We start from the raw sequence: 17,752 nt of genomic DNA, 5'->3' as shown, positions 1-17,752 counted from the left end.
CTCATCGCAGCCTCGGGTCGAGCAGGTGGTAGGTGATGTCCACCACGAAGTTGATCAGTAGCACGGCCGCCACCAGCACCATCACCACTCCTTGGACGAGCAGCAGGTCGCGCCCGGCCACGCCGTTGAGCAGCAGGTCGCCGAGCCCCGGGATGACGAAGACGCGCTCGACCACGACCGCGCCGATCAGCAGCGTCGCCAGTTGCAGGCCGAGGACGGTGACGACGGGGATCGAGGCGTTGCGCAGGCCGTGCCGCCAGAGCGCGCCGGTGCTGCCCCTGCCCTTGGCGCGGGCGGTGCGCAAGTAGTCCTCGCGCATCACGTCCAGGACGGCGCTGCGGACGTAGCGGGTGAGCACCGCGCCCTGGACCAGGCCGAGGGACAGCCACGGGAGCAGGAGGCCACGCAGCCACTCCGCCGGGCTCTCGGCGATCGGCACGTACCCGCCGGACGGCAGCACCTGCGCCTGCACCGCGAACACGAACACCAGCAGGATGCCCGCCAGGAAGGCCGGGACGGCGATGCCGACCTGGCTGGCCGCGCTGATGGCGGCGCCCAGCGGGTTGCGGTGGTGCACGGCGGCGAAGGTGCCGAGCGGCACCGCGATGACCAGCGCCACCACCATGCCGCCGAGCACGAGCACCGCCGTCACGCCCAGGCGGTCGCTGATCTGCGGGCCGATGGGCGAGCTGGTCACGTACGAGGTGCCGAAGTCGCCCTGGGCGAGCCCGCCGGCCCAGTCGAAGAACTGCGCGACGGGCGGCCGGTCGGTGCCGAACTGCTGGCGTAGCTGGGCCACCGCCTCCGGGGTGGCGTTGACGCCGAGCGCGATCTCGGCCGGGTCGCCGGGCAGCAGCCCCATGAACGCGAACACCACCACGGCGGCCACGGCGGTGCTCGCGAGCAGCACCGCCAGCCGTTTGAGCAGGTAAACGATCACTTTTTGGCGAGCGCGGTGAAGTCGAAGGACTCCGCGATGGCGTTCTTCGGCAGCCCGGTGACGCCCTTCTTCGCCACGATCAGGTTGGGGAACAGGAACAGCCAGTCGGCCGCGGCGTCATCGGACAGCAGCTGGGCGGCCTTCTTGAGGTCGCCGGTCTGCTGCTGCTCGGTGCCCTCGTCGGCGGAGGCGAGCAGCTTGCCGAACTCGGGGTTGTCGTAGTGGAAGTAGTACGACTTATCCGCGAATATCCCCATGTCACGGGGTTCGACGTGGTTGATGATGGACAGGTCGTAGTCGCCCTGTTTGAACACGACGTCCAGCCAGCGGGCCGGGAACTCCAGGGGCTCGATGTCGGCCGTGATGCCCACCTGGGCCAGCTGCGACTTGACGACCTGGGCGCTCGCCACCGCGTACGGCAGGTTCGGGATGCGCATCTTGACGGTCAGCGTCTTGCCGCCGAGCAGTTCCTTGGCCTTGGCCGGGTCGTACGGGTAGTCGCCGGTGCGGTCCTCGTACCACGGGTCGGTGGGCGGCACCATCGAGCCGATCAGCTGGCCGCGCCCGGCCCAGGCGGTGTCCAGCAACGCCTTGTGGTCGATGGCGTGGCGCACGGCCTGGCGGGCCTTCTTGTCGTTGAACGGCGCGCGGGCGTTGTTCATCGACAGCACGACCTCGCCGTTCGTCGTGCCCTCGACCGTCTGGAAGCGGTTGGGGTCGGCGAACTGCTGCAGCGACTCCGGCGCCTGGACGCTGGAGATGACGTCGATGCCGCTGGTCAGCAGCGCGTTGTTCATCGCCGTGGCGTCCTTGAAGTACTTCAGCGTGATCGACGACAGCGGCGGCTTCGTACCCCAGTAGGAGGGGTTGGCGTTGAGCTGGATGGAGTCGCCGCGACGCCACGAGCCCAGCACGTAGGGGCCGGTGCCGACGGGCTTGTTGGCCAGGTCGGCGACGCCGGTGCGGCTGAACATCGCGCCGAGCCTGGTCGCCATCGAGTAGAGGAAGCCGTTGCTGGGGCGCTTGAGCGTGACGACGGCGGTGGAGTCGTCCTTCTTCTCCACCTTGTCGACCACGTCGAGCTGCGACTTGATCTTCAGCTTCCAGTCGGTCTTGAGCCGGTCGAGCGAGAACACCACGTCATCGGCGGTGAAGGCCGCGCCGCTGCTGAACTTCACGTTCTTCCGCAGCGTGAACGTGTAGGTCTTCCGGTCGTCCGAGACCTCCCACTTCTCGGCCAGCAGCGGGACGATGTTGCCGTCCTGGCCGAGCTTGACCAGGCCCTCGTAGACGTTGACGAGCAGCGCCTGCGGGATGGCGGCGCCTTCGGTGGCGGTGAAGTCCAGGTTCGCGGGCTCGGCCACGAATCCGACGGAGAGAGATTGGGCCGCGGGGGTCGAAGTGCCGCCGCCGGCCTCGCCGCCACAGGCGGCCGCGCTCAGCAGGAGACCGCCCACGGCGATCCAGATTCCGATGCGCCTCATGTCTTGCAGCCTCCTGGCTAGTGCACTGGTCGGACCAGTAGGCTCAGCACATTGCCAGCCGATGGCGGCTCGGGTCAAGGGGGACGTCCATGAGTGGTCCGCAGTTCGAGCCGGTACGCACCGTACGCGCCTATGAACGGGTCGTGGAGCAGATCGAGGGGGCGATCGAGAGCGGCGCTCTGTGCCCGGGCGGGCGGCTGCCCAGCGAGCGCGAGCTCATGGTGCAGTTCTCGGTGAGCCGCTCCACCGTGCGCGAGGCGCTGCGGGTGCTGCAGGCACGCGGCCTGGTGCGCTCGCGGCCCGGCGACCCGAACGGCGCCGAGGTGCTGCCGTTCACGCCCGCCGCCTTGCACAAGTCGATGACCACGCTGGCCCGGGTGGCGGAGTTGTCGCTGGGCGAGCTGGTGCAGTTCAGGATGGTGCTGGACGCGGCGGCCATCCTGCTGGCGGCGCGGCTGCGCACCGAGGAGCAGCTGGAAGAGATGGCGGCGGCCGTGGAGCGCATGAAGGAGGCCGCGGCCGTGGAGCGCATGAAGGAGGCGGACAGCGCGGCCTTCAGCGCCGCGGACGTCGCCTTCCACGACGCGCTGGCGCGGGCCAGCGGCAACACGCTCATCCAGGTCTGTACGGACGTCGTCCGGTCGGTCGTGGTCGACCTCATCGCCGGCAGGATCGCCGCCGCTCCCGACCAGGAGGCGCTGATGCGCCGGAGCATCGCCCACCACGAGGAGGTCCTGGCCGCCGTGCGCGCCGGCGACGGCCCGCTGGCCGCCCGGCTGTTCCGCAGCTCGGTGTACGACTACTACGCCGGCTACGTGCCCGAGGAGGAGCGAATCGCGCTGCAAGCCCTTCTGGAGTGATTTGCCCCACACAGTGCTATCTTGCACGCGTGGGCCGCGGGGACGACAACGGGCTGACAGAGGCCTTCCTGCGCGAGCCGCGCCGCTACACCAGCCACCAGGTCGCCGAGATGGCGGGCGTGCCGGTCTACCGCGCGCGGCGCTTCTGGCGTGCCCTGGGGTTCGCCAACGTGGCCGACGACGCCGTCGAGTTCACCGACTCCGACGTCGAGGCGCTCAAGACGCTGCTCGGCATGGTCAGCTCCGGCGTCTACGACGAGGAGCACGTGCTGCTCATGGCCCGCTCGCTCGGCGGGGCCACCGCGAGACTGGCCGAGTCGCAGGCCGAGCTGGGCGTCGAGGCCCTGGACCAGGCGGGCGTGCCGCTGGCCGACCGGCCGCGGGCCTGGCGCCGGCGGGCCGAGCGGGTGGTGCCCGACCTGGCGAAGCTGCTGGTCTACGCCTGGCAGCGCCAGCTCGCCGCCGCCGCGGGCCGCATGGCCGACCAGGACATGAGCGCGGTACGGCTGGCCGTCGGCTTCGCCGACCTGGTCGCCTTCACCCGGCTGAGCAGGCAGATCACCAGCAGCGAGCTGGCCCGGCTGATCGACAGGTTCGAGGGCGGATCCGCCGACATCGTCACCTCCACCGGCGGCCGGGTGATCAAGACGCTGGGCGACTCGGTGTTGTTCGTGGCCGACAAGGCGCACGTGGCGGCCGAGATCGCGCTGCGCCTGGTCGAGACGCACGCGCGCGTCAGGGGCCTGCCGGAGCTGCGGGTGGGGCTGGCGTCCGGGCCGGTGATCTGGCGGATGGGCGACGTGTTCGGCACCACCGTCAACCTGGCGAGCAGGCTCACCGCGCTGTCGCTGCCCGGCACGATTCTGGCCGATCCGGCGCTGGCCGAGGAACTGGAGGGCGACCGGGCCTTCCGGCTGCGGCCGGTCGACAAGCTGTCGGTACGCGGGCTGGGCGAGATGGCGCCCTTCACCGTCATGCGGGCGGGAGCCGGCTGACGTGTCCGGCATGATCGCGGGGCATCCGCTGAAGTGATCCGCGGTTTCGGGCGGCGGGCTGAGCGGGCATGGACTCCCGGCAACGACTTCACCTGACCCCCGGGACATCTCTCCGTCCCCGTCGAGAGAGGCCGCTGACCGCATGCCGAGCTTCCCTGAGATCATGCATCGCACGTTCTTCCGTACGCTGTCCCTGCTCTCGCCGGCGGCGCAGGGCGTGCTGCTGCGCCGCTACTTCAACTGGTGGCACCGCAACCCGGACCCGTGGAAGCTGGCGACCGACAGCTACGAGCAGCAGAAATACCTGTCCACGCTGCAGCTCCTGCCGCCCAGGCCGTACCAGCGGATCGTCGAGGTGGGCTGCGCCGAGGGCGTGTTCACGCACGCGCTCGCGGCGGCCTTCCCGGACGCCGAGATCACCGGGGTGGACGTGTCCGAGCGGGCGCTGGCGCGGGCGCGCGAGCGGGTGCAGGGCAACGCGCGGGTGCGCTTCGTGCAGGCGGACATCCTCACCCACCGCCCGGACGAGCGCTTCGACCTGGTGTTCTGCTCGGAGACCCTCTATTACCTGGGCCGTACGGAACGCCTGCGCCGGGCCTCGGCGCGGCTCGGCGAGCTGCTCGCGCCGGGCGGCGTCCTGGTGGCGGTGCACCCGTGGCCGGAGGCCACCCGCCTGCACCGCTACCTGGACAGGTCGCTGCCCCGGCTCGGGCAGGAGGTCTACACCGCCACTTACCGGCCGTTCGCCGTCTCCATCTACGGCACGGATCCGATCTGACGCTTGCCCAGCAGGTCGGCGGCGATGTCCCGGACCACCACGCGCTGGATCTTGCCGGTGGCCGTCTTCGGCAGCGCGTCCACGATCAGCACCTCGCGCGGGCGCTTGAAGGAGGCCAGGCCGTCGCGGCAGAACGCGACCAGCTCCGTGGCGTCCACGGCGCGGCCCGCCGCCGGCACCACGCAAGCCACCGGCTTCTCCAGCCCGTCGGGGTCGATGTAGGCCACCACCGCGCACTCCCCCACCGACGTGTGCTCCAGCAGCCTGGCCTCGACCTCCATCGGCGACACCCAGATGCCGCCGGCCTTGATCAGGTCATTGGAGCGGCCCAGGCAGTGATAGAAGCCGTCCGCGTCGCGGGTGTAGGTGTCCCCGGTCCGCAGCCACTCCCCCTGGAACACCTGACGGGTGGCGGCGGTGCGGCACCAGTAGCCGGTGGCGATGGAGTCGCCCCGGACGTACAGGTGGCCCGGCTCGCCGTCGGGGACCGGCGCGCCGAGGTCGTCGAGCAGCCTGGCCTCGTAGCCGGGCACGACCGTGCCCGAACTGCCCTGGCGTACCTGGCCGGGGCGGTTGGAGATGAAGATGTGCAGGGCCTCGGTGGAGCCGAGTCCGTCGATGATGTCCACGCCGAACCGCTCGGTGAAGCGCCGGTAGATCTCGGCGGGTAGCGCCTCGCCGGCCGAGACGGCCAGCCGTACCGACTCGAACGCGTCGTCGGGGGCGCCGGCGGCGAGCAGGGCCGTGTAGAACGTGGGCCCGCCGAAGAACAACGTCGGCCGGTCCGCCGTCACCCGCGCGATCACCCCGGCGGGGGTGGGCCTGGCCGGGTCGAGGATCACGGTCGCGCCCGCGGCGAGGGGGAAGAACAGGGAGTTGCCGAGTCCGTAGGCGAAGAACAGCCGGGCGACGGAGAAGCACCGGTCGCCGGGGCGGATGCCGAGGACCTGGTTGCCGTAGGTCTCGCAGACGTCGCGGATCGCGCCGTGCCGGTGCATGGCGGCCTTGGGCGCTCCGGTGGTGCCGGAGGTGTAGAGCCAGAGGGCGGGCGAGTCGCGCCAGCTGTCGTACGCGGCCCCGGCGCCCTGGCCGTGGGCCGCCACGGCGCCGCGGCCGGCCTCCAGCACGTCCGCCCAGCGCCGGACCCGCACCCCGGCATCCCACGCGCCCGCGTCCTCTGCGGCTGGGTCCGGGTCCGCTTCGTCCGGCTCTGTCAGGACGAGCGTCGTTACGTCGGGGGCGGTCGCCAGCGCCTCCCGCACGGCCGGCGCGAACTCGGGCGTGGCCACCACGACCCGCCCCCGCGCGTCCCGGAACAAGGTGGCCAGCTCGGCGCCGTTGTACATGGTGGAGATCGGCACGGCGACCGCCCCCATCCGCATGACCGCCAGGATGGTGACCACCGTCTCGGGGCGGTCCGACATGACGAGCAGCACCCGCTCCTCAGGCCGGACGCCCAGCTCCCGCAGTCCGGCGGCCAGCTCGGCGACGCGGGCGGCGAGCTGCGCGTACGTAACGGAGCTCAGGGCGCCCGCGGGCCCCGTCACCGCGATCTGATCACCTCGGCCGGCTTCGACCTGCCGGTCCACGAGGTAAACGCTGGCGTTGAACGACTCCGGCATCATGGCCGTCCCCATCCGCAGGCGGACATTCGTAGGCGCATCCTCCACAGAGAACAGATGAGCCGTCAACCGCCTGTAGCATCACAGATGCACGTACTCGTAGTAGAACGGCCGCCCGTTGATCCCGTTGCGCGGCGGCGCCACCCAGGCGGCGATCTTCCCCGGCTCGTACACGGGCCGCATCAGCGCCTTCACGTGCGCCTTGTCCGCGCCCGTCGGCAACCACCGGCCCCTGGCCGCCTCCCATGACCCTTCGTCGAGGACGCGCCCGTCCGGGGAGATGTGGTGCCCGGCGAACACGCCGACCCGGCGGTTGAACCCCACGTGCGGCAGATAGAGGGTCGCGTCGAGGCCATGGCCGGCGAGGATGCGGTTCCACCGGTTCACGCCGGTGGCGCAGTCGGCGATGTACTCGCCGCGCAGGTCCGCGTTGAGCGCCGTGAGCGCCGGCAGTCGCACGTCCACCAGCCGGCCCCGCTCCACCTGCGGCACGACGGCGAAGGCCTCGGTGAGCCGGTGGTCGTCTGTGCGCCGCTCCTCCTGCCAGCGGCCCTTGAGCCCGGCGGTGAAGTAGTTGGCCACATTGGTGGACGTCTCGCCGCCGAACAGGTCGAGGCTCACGCTGTAGTGGAAGTTGATGTACTTCTGGATGACATCCAGCGGGATCCCGCCATACGGCCCGATGTCGTCGGTGTCGTGCTCGCACATCAGCTGCGCGGTGCGCTCCACCACCCGGTCCACGCCCGTGGTGCCCACGAACATGTGGTGGGCCTCCTCCTTGAGCATGAACTCGCACGTACGGCTCAGCGGATCGAACGCCGACTCCTTGAGTGTGCCGAGCTGATACTTCCCATCCCGATCGGTGAAGTACGTGAACATGTAGAACGACAGCCAGTCCGGCGTCTCCTCGTTGAAGGCGCCCAGGATGCGCGGCGAGTCCTCGCTGCCCGAGTTGCGCTTGAGCAGTTGCTCGGCCTCCTCACGGCCCTCCCTGCCGAAGTAGGCGTGCAACAGGTAGACCATGGCCCACAGGTGCCGGCCTTCCTCCACGTTCACCTGGAAGAGGTTGCGCAGGTCGTACAGGGAGGGGGCGGTCAGCCCGAGCCGGCGCTGCTGCTCGACGCTGGCCGGCTCGGTGTCGCCCTGGATGACGATGAGCCGCTGCAGGTCGGCGCGGTGCTCGCCGGGAACCCGCGGCCAGACCGGCCGGCCCTGGTGCTCGCCGAAGGCGATGCGGCGGTCGTCCTTCGGCTCGGCCAGGAAGATGCCCCAGCGGTAGTCGGGCAGCGGCACGTGATCGAAGTGCGCCCAGCCCTCGCGGCCGACCGAGACGGCGGTGCGGAGGTAGACGTCCCTGGTCGGCAGCGCCGGGCCCATCTCGGCCCACCACTGCAGGAAGCGCGGCTGCCACGACTCCAGCGCTCGCCGCAACCGGCGGTCCTCCGAAAGGTCGACGTTGTTCGGTATGCGCTCGGTGTAGTCGATGGACACCTCTCAAGCGCAACATCGTCATGTAGTCGCGTCAAGGGGATGTAGACCAATGGTGCTGGGCGAACGGGATCCGGCCGAGGATGTTCGCAATAGCCGCGGCCGGATAGTCGATCATGTCGGCGGGCAGGGCGTGGACGGGCCACCAGGCGATCTCCGAGCACTTGTGGGGTTCGGCGTTGTACGGCTCGCCGGTCCACTTCCCGGTGGTGAAGAAGAGGCCGACCCGGTCGGGCGCCCGGTGCATGACGTGGGCGAACGTCAGGTCGGCCGGGTCGATGGTCACGCCCAGCTCCTCGGCCGCCTCCCGGGCGGCGCCATCGGTCGCCGGTTCACCCTCCTCCAGGTGTCCCGAGGGCAGGTGCCAGAGCCCGTCGCCGTAGCCGGTGCCGGAGCGGCGGGCGAGCAGGAGCTCGTCGCCGCGCAGCAGCACCACGTGGACGTCGACGATGGCCCGGAAGCGGTCCGGCGACGCGGCGGCCGAATCAGCAGAGGGACGGCCGAGGACGTCCCTGCGCTGGTCGGAACCGACGGGACCCTGCTCGAGGCCGACAGGGCACTGCTCGAGGCCAGTTGGGCGCTGCTCGAGGCCAGTTGGGCGGCGGTCGAGGGCTTGGGCCCATTTGACGGCCACGGCTGCCACCTGGATCAGCTCGGCCCGCAGCCGGTCCGGGTCGGCTTCGGCGAACGCCTCCAGCACCTCCTCAGCCAGGACGTGCCGCCGCTGGTCGCGTATTCTCGCGGGGACTTCGTCACCACCGTCCTCGCCGTACGGAGCGGCCGTCTCCGTCTCCTGCCTGGCCAGGTCGGACTCGGCCGTCGTACGCGCGCCTCCGGTGCCGTCGGGCAGCTCCTGCATGCCCCACCTCTCGTCCTGCGCCGCCCGCTCAGCCGCCACCTCGGCGAGCACCCTCGCCAGCGAGCCCGGCACGCCCGCGTCGCCGTCATGTGTCATGGTCCCCAGTGTGGCCTGGAGACTCAGCTCACGAGGCAGCGGGCCGGAAGCCGGGGCCCAGGTCCATGGTTCCCGAGCACACATGGTCGCGGAACGCCCGCGCCGCCGGGGTCAGCCGATCTCCCGCGGGCCAGCTCACCCCGATCGTCCGGAACATGGCCGGCGACAGGGGGATCTCCACAACGGCGGAACCCGGCGTGGCCGGACGGGGTCCCGGCTGGGAACGGGGCAGGACCGCGACGCCGAGCCCCGCCGCCACCAGCCCGCGCACGGTCTCCGACTCCTGGCACTCGAAGGCGATCAGCGGCTCGAACCCCGCCGCCGCGCACAGGTCGTCGACGATCTGCCGCAGGCCGTACCCGTGCTCCAGTGCGACCTGCGCCTCTCCCGCCAGCTCCGCGGCCCGCACCCGCTCGCGCGTGGCGAGCCGATGTGCCACCGGCACGGACAGGACCAGTTCCTGATCGGCGAGCGGCCGGCTGTCCAGGCCCGGGTCGTCCAGTGGCATCGGGGCGACGAACACCAGGTCGCTCTCACCCTCGTGCAGGTTCCGGAGCATGTCCTGACGCGAGCCCTGCGCCAGGCTGAAGCGGGCGCGCGGGTGGCGCTCGAGGAAGCCGCGGATGAGCGACGGGACGAGCGTGCGGCCGAGCAGATGCAGGAAGCCCAGCAGGATGCGGCCGCTGTCCGGATCGATCTCCTCGCGTACCTCGCGGGCGGCGCCGGTGACGGTGCTCAGCGCGCGGGCCGAGGCGGCGGCCAGCGTGCGGCCCGCCCTGGTCAGGCGGATGCCGCGGCCAGCCGGCAACACCAGCGGGGCGCCGACCAGGTCGGACAGGGCGGCGAGGCGGCGGCTGGCGGTGGGCTGGGGGATGCCGAGGAGCTCGGCGGCACGCGTCACGTGACCGGTCTCGCCGACCGCGGCCAGCAGGGCGAGGGTGGGCGCGAGGTGGGCGGCCAGTTGTTCATCGGATTCATCCAGCACAGTATGAATTATCGCCTATTTCAGTATTAGACGTATTTATTAGCCTTGCTTAGCGTTGTGCGGGTGGTCATCCAAGCGCAGAGCGCGCCTCCACAGGTGGACACCCGGCGGGTGGGCGCGGCCGTCGCGGCGGCGGGGCTGTCGTCGTTCGCGCTGCTGTACGCGCCGCAACCGGTGTTGCCGCAGCTGGCCGCCGCGTTCCGGCTCGATCCTGGCAGCGCGTCGCTCGCCATCGGCGTGGCCACCGGCGCGCTGGCGGTGGCCGTGCTGCCGGTGGCCGCGCTGGCCGAGACCGTGGGGCGGCGGCGAATGATCGTCTGGTCGGTGGTGGTGTCGGCGGTGCTCGGTCTGCTGCTGCCGCTGGCGCCGTCCTTTCCTGTGCTGCTGGTCATGCGGGCGGTGCAGGGGGTGGCGATCGCCGGGTTCGCGGGGGTGGCGGCGGCCTATCTGGCCGATCAGGTGGGCATCGGACGGCTGGCGGCCGCGGTGGGCACGATGATCGCGGGGAATTCGGTCGGCGGGATGCTGGGGCGGCTCGGCACCGGCTTCGCCGCCGGCCCGCTGGGCTGGCACGGCGCCCTCGCTGTGGTGGCCGTGGTCGCGCTGGCGTGCGCACTGTTCGCGTCCCTGACGCTGCCCCGCACCCCGAGTCCGCTGCCCGCCCCCTCACCCGCCCATGACCCCACGTCGGCGCGCAACCCCGCGTCCTCCGGCGAACCGGCCGACACGACGGCGCACGCCGTGCGCTCCCCGCCGCTCCAGACGCACGCCGAGCGGCCCCCGCTCGGCGTGGCGCGGCTCGGGCTGTCCAGAGCCGGATCGGGCAGTGGTGGCGTGGGCCGGGCCGGGCGGACGCTTGGCGGCGTGGGCCGGGCCGGGCGGACGCTTGGCGGCGTGGGCCGGGCCGGGCGGAGAAATGCTGCGGCGGGGGTGCTCGTTCCGTGTGTGGTCGGGGCGCTTGCCACGGGGGCGTTCGTCGCGCTCTACAACGCCGCCGGGTTCCGGTTGGCCGCGCCTCCCCTCTCGCTGGCCCCGGCCACCGCCTCTCTGGTCTTTCTCTCCTACGCCATGGGCACCGCCTCCTCGGCCGCCGCCGGTCGGCTGACGGCGCGCCTGGGCCGTACGGCGGCCCTGGTCACGTCGCTGCTCGTCACGATCGCGGGTGCGGCGCTCACCCTGCACGCCTCGTTGCCCGTGGTCACGCTCGGCTTCGCCGGGCTGACCGCGGGGTTCTTCGCGGCCCACGCGATCGCCAACGCCTGGGTAACCGCCCAGGCGACCCCGCGGGCCCGTGGCCGCGCCGCCGGGCTCTACACTCTCTGCTACTACCTGGGCAGCGGCGCCGGCGGCACGGCGGGCACCGTCGTGTTCGGCCACGCGGGCTGGCCCTGGCTGATAGCCCTGACCTCAGCCTGGCTGCTCCTGGCGGCACTCGCCGTGCTGCTCGCCCGCAGCCCGGCTGCTGTCTTGAGCCGGTAACTCACCGATGGCCGCCCCACCGGCCGCCTGGTGGCGAGCCGGCTCGGCCTTGACCGCAACTACTCCCGCTACCAGGAGATGAGCGCCGCCGCGCCGGTCATGGGCCAGCATGCGACCACGCCTCCAACCAGAATCCGATGGCCCGCCTTGCAACCTAGCCAGGCGGGGTGTGCAGCAAGGCCGGGCCCAACCGCGTGACGGTCACCGTGATCTCCTGGCGGCTCCCCGGCGGCCCCTGGTAGATGCCCTTGAGCGGCGGCACGTCCGAATAGTCCCGCCCCCGGGCCACCACCACGTGCGCCTCTCCCACGTACGTCCGGTTAGTGGGATCGAGCGGCAGCCACTCCCCCGCCCAGTACTCCACCCACGCGTGGCTCTGCCCCGCGACGGGCTCGCCGATCCCGGCGGTCGGCCGCGGGTGCAGGTAGCCCGAGACGTACCGGGCGGGCAGCCCCGCGGCCCGCAGCAGCCCCGCGGTCAGGTGCGCCATGTCCTGGCAGACGCCCTTGCCCAGGTCCCATGCCTCCTGCGCGGAGGTCTGCACGCCGGTCGAGCCGGGCATGTACTCCACCCGGGCCGTGACCAGCTCACAGATCGCCTCGGCCGTCTCGTGCGGGTCGCGGCCCAGCGCCTGCGTCTTGGCCAGCTCGTCCAGCTCTGCGTTCACGGCGGTCATCGGGGTGCGCCGCAGCAGCTCCTCCATCGACGGATGGGCCAGCGTGACGGAGACCTTCGGCGTGCGCGGCCCGCTCGTCTCCACCCTGCTGACGGCCTCGACGGTCAGCGAGCGGTGCGGCTCGGGCACGTCGAACGCCGTCACCGTGGTGCCCCAGTAGTCCTCGTACGAGTAGGTCGGCACGGCCGGGGTCACTTTGACGCGGCTGGACAACACCCCGTACGCGGGCGTCATCCTGAGCTCGTTGTAGGAGGAGCGCGCCTCACCGTCGTACTCCACGTGCGTCACGTGGGAAACCTTCACGCGCCAACCCATGCCATCGCCTCCCTGTGCTGGAAGAACCGCTTCGTGATCGCCTCGCCCGCGGCCGCGCACGCCTCCTGGAGGGTGCCGAGCAGCTCCGGCAGCCGGTCGCTGAGCTCGTCCAGATCGCTGTACTCGAGCCCGGCGCGCACCCGCCCGATCGCGGCCTGCGCGGAGTCGGCCACCCCAGCCCTGGCCGTGTCGGGGGCGAGCGCCCGCAGGCACTTCTCCGCGGTCAGCAGCGAGTAGACGACCGAGCGCGGGAAGAGCCGGTCGAGCAGCAGGAACTCCAGCACCGCGCCGTCCCTGGCGCCGTGCGTCCTGGTGAACGACTCGTCGGCGCCGCTGGCCTGCAGCAGCAGCCGCCAGTCGCTGGCCAGGTGCACGGCCAGGAGCCGGGTGGTCATGTCGACGCGTTCGAGGCTGCGGCCGAGCACGATGAAGCGCCAGCAGTCGTCCCTGCTCATGGTGGCGTCGGCGAGGCCGAAGAACAGGGCGGCCCGCTCGCGGACGAACGCCAGGCAGGCGTGCGGGGGCAGCGTCTCCAGCTTGGACAGATGGTGCCAGGTGACGTTGAGGCACTCCCACACCTCGCTGGACAGCACCTCCCGCACGCCGCGCGCGCTGTCCCTGGCCGACCTGACGGAGGAGGCGATCGAGGCGGGCTCGTCCAGGTCGTAGGCCAGGCGCCGGATGACCGCCTGGGGACTGGCGGGAGCAGCGGGGCTGAGACCGAGCACCGCGTAGAGGGAGTGGTTGGTCTCGGGCTCGTCGAGCATGCGGTGCACGGACACGTCGAGGAGCCGGGCGGTGTCGTCGGCACGCTCGACGTACCTGCCGATCCAGTAGAGCGTCTCAGCGATGCGGCTGAGCAGCGGGCGCGTCATTGCTGTTCCCCTTCCCAGGCCGCGGTCCTGCTGGGACTCCACTGCGCGGCGCTGGGCGCGGCCACCGCGACGGAGGCGGCGGGCGCGCAGGCCTCGCCGAGCACCCACGTGTCCTTGGAGCCGCCGCCTCTGCTGGAGTTGACCACCAGCTCACCCTCCGGCAACGCGACGCGGGTCAGCCCGCCGGGCAGCAGCCACACGTCGTCGCCGTCGTTGACGGCGAACGGACGCAGGTCGATGTGGCGCGGCGCCGGGCGCTCGCCGACCAGGGTGGGCGAGGTGGACAGCAGCACCGGCCGCTGGGCGATCCAGCCGCGCGGATCCTCGCGTACGGCCTGTCGCACGGACGCGAGCTGCTCGGGTGTGGCGACAGGCCCGATCACGATGCCCTTGCCGCCCGCGCCGTCCACGGGTTTCAGCACCAGCCGGTCGGCGTCGGCCAGGACCTGGTCGCACACGTCCGGCTCGTCGAGCCGGTAGGTCTCCACGTTGGGCAACAGCGGCGTCTCCCCCAGGTAGTAGGCGATGAGGTCGGGCACATACGTGTAAATGAGCTTGTCGTCGGCGACCCCGTTGCCCACGCCGTTGGCGATCGTGACGTTGCCGGCGCGGGCGGCGTTCACGATGCCGGGGCAGCCGAGCATGGAGTCGCCGCGGAAGTGCAGCGGGTCGAGGAAGTCGTCGTCGACGCGGCGGTAGACGACGTGGACGGGGCGGCGGCCGTACGTGGTGATCATGTAGAGGCGGTTGTTCTCGCAGACCAGGTCGCGGCCCTCGACCAGTTCGATGCCCATGAGGCGGGCCAGCAGCGCGTGCTCGAAGTAGGCGGCGTTGTAGACGCCGGGCGTGAGCAGCACCACGGTCGGGTTCGCGACGCCCGCGGGCGCGGCGGCGCGCAACGCGGCCAGGAGCCTGGCGGGATACTCCTCGACCGGGCGCACGAACTGTTCGGAGAAGAGCGTGGGCAGCGTGCGGGTCATGGCGAGCCGGTTCTCCAGCACGTAGCTGACCCCGCTGGGGGTGCGGACGTTGTCCTCCAGCACGCGCAAGACGCCCTGCTCGTCGCGGATCAGGTCCGTGCCGCCGACGTGGACGCGCACGCCGTTGGGCGGGCGCCAGCCGTGGGCGACGCGATGGTAGTGGGGGCTGGAGTGCAGCAGGCGCCAGGGGACCACGCCGTCGTGGAAGACCTGGCGGTCGCCGTACACGTCGTCGAGGAACGCCTCCAGGGCGCGGATCCGTTGCCGCACGCCGCGCGTCACGAGATCCCACTCGGCGGCGTCGATGACCCGCGGGATCAGGTCGAGCGGGAAGGGCCGCTCCACGCCCGCGTAGTCGAAGGTGACCCCGCGATCGGTGAACATCCTGGCGAGCTGGTCGGCCCTGGTCCGCAGCTCGCGGGCGCCGAGCGGCTGGAGCGCGGCGAACAACGCCTGGTACTGGCGACGGGGCACGCCCGGCCGCTCGAACATCTCATCCCACGCTCCGGCCATGACATACGTATCAAAGATGTCCGCCATGACCGATTTATAGGAAAAGTATGTTTCGGGCAATGACGTCGCATGTTACATAGAACGCCACCTTCAGAGCTCAGCGGACGGACGTTGTTGTTCGACGTACCGCTCGATGATCGACAGGGGTGCTCCGCCGTAAGGACGCCGCGAACTAGGGCAGGGACCAGAAGTGACCATGCATGTTGGCCGGTTGACGCGTCCTGTGAACTCCTTGCGCAGGTAGTGGGAAGAGACTCCCTTGAGGGAGCTGACCAGCTTGCCGATGGAGATCTTGTGCGGGCGTGCACGAGCAAGTGGACGTGGTCGTCTTCGCCGGGCGCCGAGCAGCTCAAGCCGGACCTGGTGGAGTTGCGGGGCCGGGGTGAGCGGCTCGGCGTGCGGCCCCGCTCGGGGGACGGCTGGGTGCTCATCCGGACGCCGGAGGGGCTGCGGTGCGAGCGCGGGCCGGTCCCGGCCGAGGCCGACGTGGTGGTGTCGGGTGCGGCGGCAGACCTCATGCTGGTGTGCTCACGCCGCCTCCCCTCGGCGACGCCCGGGTGGAGATCACCGGGGACCGCGCCCTGATGGAGCACTGGCTGGCCCGGATGGCGTTCTGACGCGGCTCATCTGGTTTCGACGGGGCGGATCTCGACGGTGGGGCAGGCCGGCCAGGTGCGCACCATGCGCAGCGCCTCGTCCAGGTCCTCGACGTCGATCTCGCAGAACCCGCTGACCACCTCTTTGCCTTCGACGAACGGCCCGTCGGTGATCATCGGCTCCGCGTCGCCCCGCAGGCGCACGGTGGTGGCGGTATGCGGGGGCTGGAGCTTGCCGCCCATGCGGGCCTTGCCCGCGTGGGCGGCGAACCATGGCATGTCTCTCTTTCTGCTCTTTATAAGAGAGACGATCGGCGGCACCTGGCATTCGACACCCAGCTCGGATGCTGCTCGAGAGTGGCCGCTAGACGAGGGCGACGCGCACCACCGGTGACCAGCGGGTGCAGCTCGACCTCTGGCCGGGAATGCCCCTCCTGCAGAGCTGGACCATGACGTCCACGTACGACCCGGCGGGAGCCGTGAAGGTGAACTTGCGGGCGACACCCGCCTTCACCTCCCGCTGCGCTCCGGCACCGGTGCGGAGGTTGTAGTAATAGCCGGGCGCGTCACCATAGCCGCCGTAATACAGGGTGACGTTGTTCGTGCACGAGTTGTACCGGGCGCCCAGGTACGGGGTGTCGTTGTACTCGTACCTGGTGGGGTTGCTGCCGGTCCGGTAGCCGGTCCGCGACGTGCCGTCCCGGATGTCGCAGTTCTGCGCCGTGACGGCGGCCTGTACCGTCGTGGTGGCCCCTGCCTGCGTTGCGGATGCCGACAGCAACCCGGCGGTCATCAAGGACGACGCCATGGCGGCGCCGACGAGCATTCTTGCCTTCATGAGATTCCCCTGTGTCGGAAGTGCCTACTCCGATGACTTTGAAGGCGCGGCACCCCGGGCCGCATGAGTAGCCCCTACTCAAAACCGGCGGGGCTCTGCGGCGGCGGGAAAGGGCTGGCTCGGATGTGGCCGGCGCCGCAAGTCCGGGCTGGCCCGGATCCCGGATCCGGGCCAGCCCGGATCTCCGGCGCCGCACTCCTGACTAACGTCGCGGGTGGGGAGGTGCCAGTGGAATCCGAATGGCCGTTCACCGCTCGCAGGTCCGAACTGGAGTCCCTCGCTTCCGGGGCGGTCGCCGTCGGGGAGGCTGGGGCCGGCAAGAGCAGGTTGCTGCGGGAGGCCGCGCGGCGTGCGGGCGGTGGGCTCGTCACCGTCGCGGCCGAGCCGAGCGTCCCGTTCGGCGCCTTCGCGCACCTGCTCCCGCCGGACGTGCCGGCCAATCCGCTGCGCTGGGCGGCAGAGATCCTGGGGGACGCCGCCGCGCTGCTCATCGTGGACGACGCCCACCTGCTGGACAGCTGGTCGGCGGCCCTGATCCACCACCTCGTCGTCCACCACGGGACCCGGCTGCTGGCGGCCGTCCGGGCGGGAGCGCTGCCCGACGCGCTGTCCTCGCTATGGCGGGACGGGCTCATCAAGCGTCTGGACCTGCTCCCGCTGAACCAGCACCAGGTGACAGAAGTGCTCACCGCCGCGCTCGGCGGCAGGGTGGAGGGCGCGACGGCGAGGCGGCTCTGGCACGCCACCCGGGGCAACGTGCGATTCCTGCGGGAGTTGGTGGCCAGCGGGCGAGCGAGCGGATCGCTGGAGCTGCGCGCCGGCATGTGGCGCTGGCAGGGTGATCTGTCGATGAGCTCGCGGTTCGCCATGCTGATCGAATCGTTCATGGGTCCGCTGAACGACGCCGAGCGCGAGGTGGTGGAGCTGGTCGCCTTCGGTGAGCCACTGGACGCCGCGGTGGTCGCGGCCGAGTCGTCGCGGGCCGCGGCCAAGCGGCTGGAGAGGAGAGGGGTGATCGTGAGCGGCGGGAGCGGCACATCGGTGTGGGTACGGCTGGCGCACCCGCTCTACGGCGAGGTAGTCCGCCGTCGCGCGGGTGTGCTCACCGTGCGCGGCTACCTCGGCGCGCTGCCGCGGCCGCGGTCCGGCCTGCAGCCGGGCCGGCCGGACCTGACGACGCGCGAGAGGGAGATCGCCCAGCTTGCCTCGTGGGGGCTGTCGAACAGGGAGATCGCCGAGTGTCTGGTCCTCTCGCACCGCACGGTGGCCAACCATCTGTGCCGGATCTATCAGAAACTGGGCGTCGCCGATCGCGGGGCCCTGTGTGCCTGAATCTGTCGTGTGTCCTCAGTCTGGTGGTGGCACGGATGCCC

General features: G+C 71.3%; 17 protein-coding genes. 6 read left to right on the top strand and 11 right to left on the bottom strand.

Translation table 11 applies throughout. The annotated features are described in order from the left end of the window. Window position 1: 1 nt before the first annotated feature. A complete protein-coding gene (locus tag ACTWQA_RS39500) occupies window positions 2-940 on the bottom strand; it encodes an ABC transporter permease (RefSeq protein ID WP_443164048.1) in 939 nt (312 codons plus the stop codon). After that, window positions 937-2,424 (bottom strand): ABC transporter substrate-binding protein, encoded by a 1,488-nt coding sequence (locus tag ACTWQA_RS39495; protein WP_443164047.1) that lies wholly within the window; start codon window positions 2,422-2,424, stop codon window positions 937-939. The genes ACTWQA_RS39500 and ACTWQA_RS39495 overlap by 4 nt, the downstream gene beginning before the upstream one ends. An 89-nt stretch (window positions 2,425-2,513) precedes the next feature. Between ACTWQA_RS39495 and ACTWQA_RS39490 the strand changes: the two genes are divergently transcribed. The 3 genes from ACTWQA_RS39490 (at window position 2,514) to ACTWQA_RS39480 (ending at window position 5,057) form a co-directional block, all read left to right on the top strand. After that, window positions 2,514-3,284 (top strand): FadR/GntR family transcriptional regulator, encoded by a 771-nt coding sequence (locus ACTWQA_RS39490; protein ID WP_443164046.1) that lies wholly within the window; start codon window positions 2,514-2,516, stop codon window positions 3,282-3,284. 29 nt (window positions 3,285-3,313) lie between these two features. Continuing rightward, entirely contained in the window at window positions 3,314-4,279 is a 966-nt protein-coding gene (locus ACTWQA_RS39485) for an adenylate/guanylate cyclase domain-containing protein (RefSeq protein ID WP_305920479.1), read from the top strand. 163 nt (window positions 4,280-4,442) lie between these two features. Further along, a complete protein-coding gene (locus ACTWQA_RS39480) occupies window positions 4,443-5,057 on the top strand; it encodes a class I SAM-dependent methyltransferase (RefSeq protein ID WP_443164045.1) in 615 nt (204 codons plus the stop codon). Here ACTWQA_RS39480 and ACTWQA_RS39475 read toward each other — a convergent pair. The 4 genes from ACTWQA_RS39475 to ACTWQA_RS39460 are packed head-to-tail and all read right to left on the bottom strand — an operon-like array spanning window position 5,036 to window position 10,107. Beyond that, window positions 5,036-6,727 carry a benzoate-CoA ligase family protein gene (locus tag ACTWQA_RS39475; RefSeq protein ID WP_443164044.1) on the bottom strand — a complete coding sequence of 564 codons (1,692 nt, stop codon included), beginning with the start codon at window positions 6,725-6,727 and terminating at the stop codon, window positions 5,036-5,038. The two genes, ACTWQA_RS39480 and ACTWQA_RS39475, sit on opposite strands and share 22 nt — an antisense overlap. A gap of 33 nt (window positions 6,728-6,760) precedes the next feature. Continuing rightward, window positions 6,761-8,170 (bottom strand): benzoyl-CoA 2,3-epoxidase subunit BoxB, encoded by a 1,410-nt coding sequence (gene boxB / locus ACTWQA_RS39470; RefSeq protein ID WP_443164043.1) that lies wholly within the window; start codon window positions 8,168-8,170, stop codon window positions 6,761-6,763. A 31-nt stretch (window positions 8,171-8,201) separates the two neighbouring features. After that, a complete protein-coding gene (locus ACTWQA_RS39465; protein WP_443164042.1) occupies window positions 8,202-9,122 on the bottom strand; it encodes an NUDIX hydrolase in 921 nt (306 codons plus the stop codon). 28 nt (window positions 9,123-9,150) lie between these two features. After that, entirely contained in the window at window positions 9,151-10,107 is a 957-nt protein-coding gene (locus ACTWQA_RS39460) for a LysR family transcriptional regulator (protein WP_443164041.1), read from the bottom strand. A 63-nt stretch (window positions 10,108-10,170) separates the two neighbouring features. On the opposite strand from ACTWQA_RS39460, the gene ACTWQA_RS39455 reads away from it, so the two are divergent. Continuing rightward, complete coding sequence (locus ACTWQA_RS39455; protein WP_443164040.1) at window positions 10,171-11,586, top strand: MFS transporter; 1,416 nt, start codon at window positions 10,171-10,173, stop codon at window positions 11,584-11,586. A 154-nt stretch (window positions 11,587-11,740) separates the two neighbouring features. Here ACTWQA_RS39455 and ACTWQA_RS39450 read toward each other — a convergent pair whose 3' ends face one another. From ACTWQA_RS39450 to ACTWQA_RS39440, 3 genes are read right to left on the bottom strand one after another with little or no spacing between them, the layout of a single operon-like run. Further along, window positions 11,741-12,550 (bottom strand): transglutaminase family protein, encoded by an 810-nt coding sequence (locus ACTWQA_RS39450; RefSeq protein WP_443164039.1) that lies wholly within the window; start codon window positions 12,548-12,550, stop codon window positions 11,741-11,743. A gap of 11 nt (window positions 12,551-12,561) precedes the next feature. Next, window positions 12,562-13,452 carry an alpha-E domain-containing protein gene (locus ACTWQA_RS39445; protein WP_443164038.1) on the bottom strand — a complete coding sequence of 297 codons (891 nt, stop codon included), beginning with the start codon at window positions 13,450-13,452 and terminating at the stop codon, window positions 12,562-12,564. Next, window positions 13,449-14,972 carry a circularly permuted type 2 ATP-grasp protein gene (locus ACTWQA_RS39440; RefSeq protein WP_443164037.1) on the bottom strand — a complete coding sequence of 508 codons (1,524 nt, stop codon included), beginning with the start codon at window positions 14,970-14,972 and terminating at the stop codon, window positions 13,449-13,451. The genes ACTWQA_RS39445 and ACTWQA_RS39440 overlap by 4 nt, the downstream gene beginning before the upstream one ends. Window positions 14,973-15,239: 267 nt before the next feature. Between ACTWQA_RS39440 and ACTWQA_RS39435 the strand changes: the two genes are divergently transcribed. After that, complete coding sequence (locus ACTWQA_RS39435) at window positions 15,240-15,530, top strand: hypothetical protein (RefSeq protein WP_443164036.1); 291 nt, start codon at window positions 15,240-15,242, stop codon at window positions 15,528-15,530. Between the two features lie 38 nt (window positions 15,531-15,568). Here ACTWQA_RS39435 and ACTWQA_RS39430 read toward each other — a convergent pair whose 3' ends face one another. Further along, window positions 15,569-15,820, bottom strand: a complete 252-nt coding sequence (locus ACTWQA_RS39430) for a YciI family protein (RefSeq protein WP_443164035.1) — start codon at window positions 15,818-15,820, stop codon at window positions 15,569-15,571. A gap of 85 nt (window positions 15,821-15,905) precedes the next feature. Then, complete coding sequence (locus ACTWQA_RS39425) at window positions 15,906-16,379, bottom strand: hypothetical protein (protein ID WP_443164034.1); 474 nt, start codon at window positions 16,377-16,379, stop codon at window positions 15,906-15,908. 228 nt (window positions 16,380-16,607) lie between these two features. On the opposite strand from ACTWQA_RS39425, the gene ACTWQA_RS39420 reads away from it, so the two are divergent. Then, window positions 16,608-17,711, top strand: coding sequence for a LuxR C-terminal-related transcriptional regulator (locus ACTWQA_RS39420; RefSeq protein ID WP_443164033.1), 1,104 nt, complete (start codon window positions 16,608-16,610; stop codon window positions 17,709-17,711). Window positions 17,712-17,752: the final 41 nt, after the last annotated feature.

The organism is Nonomuraea sp. 10N515B, from assembly GCF_052245915.1.
Taxonomy (GTDB): Bacteria; Actinomycetota; Actinomycetes; order Streptosporangiales; family Streptosporangiaceae; genus Nonomuraea.
This window is presented reverse-complemented; position numbering and strand designations above follow the sequence as displayed.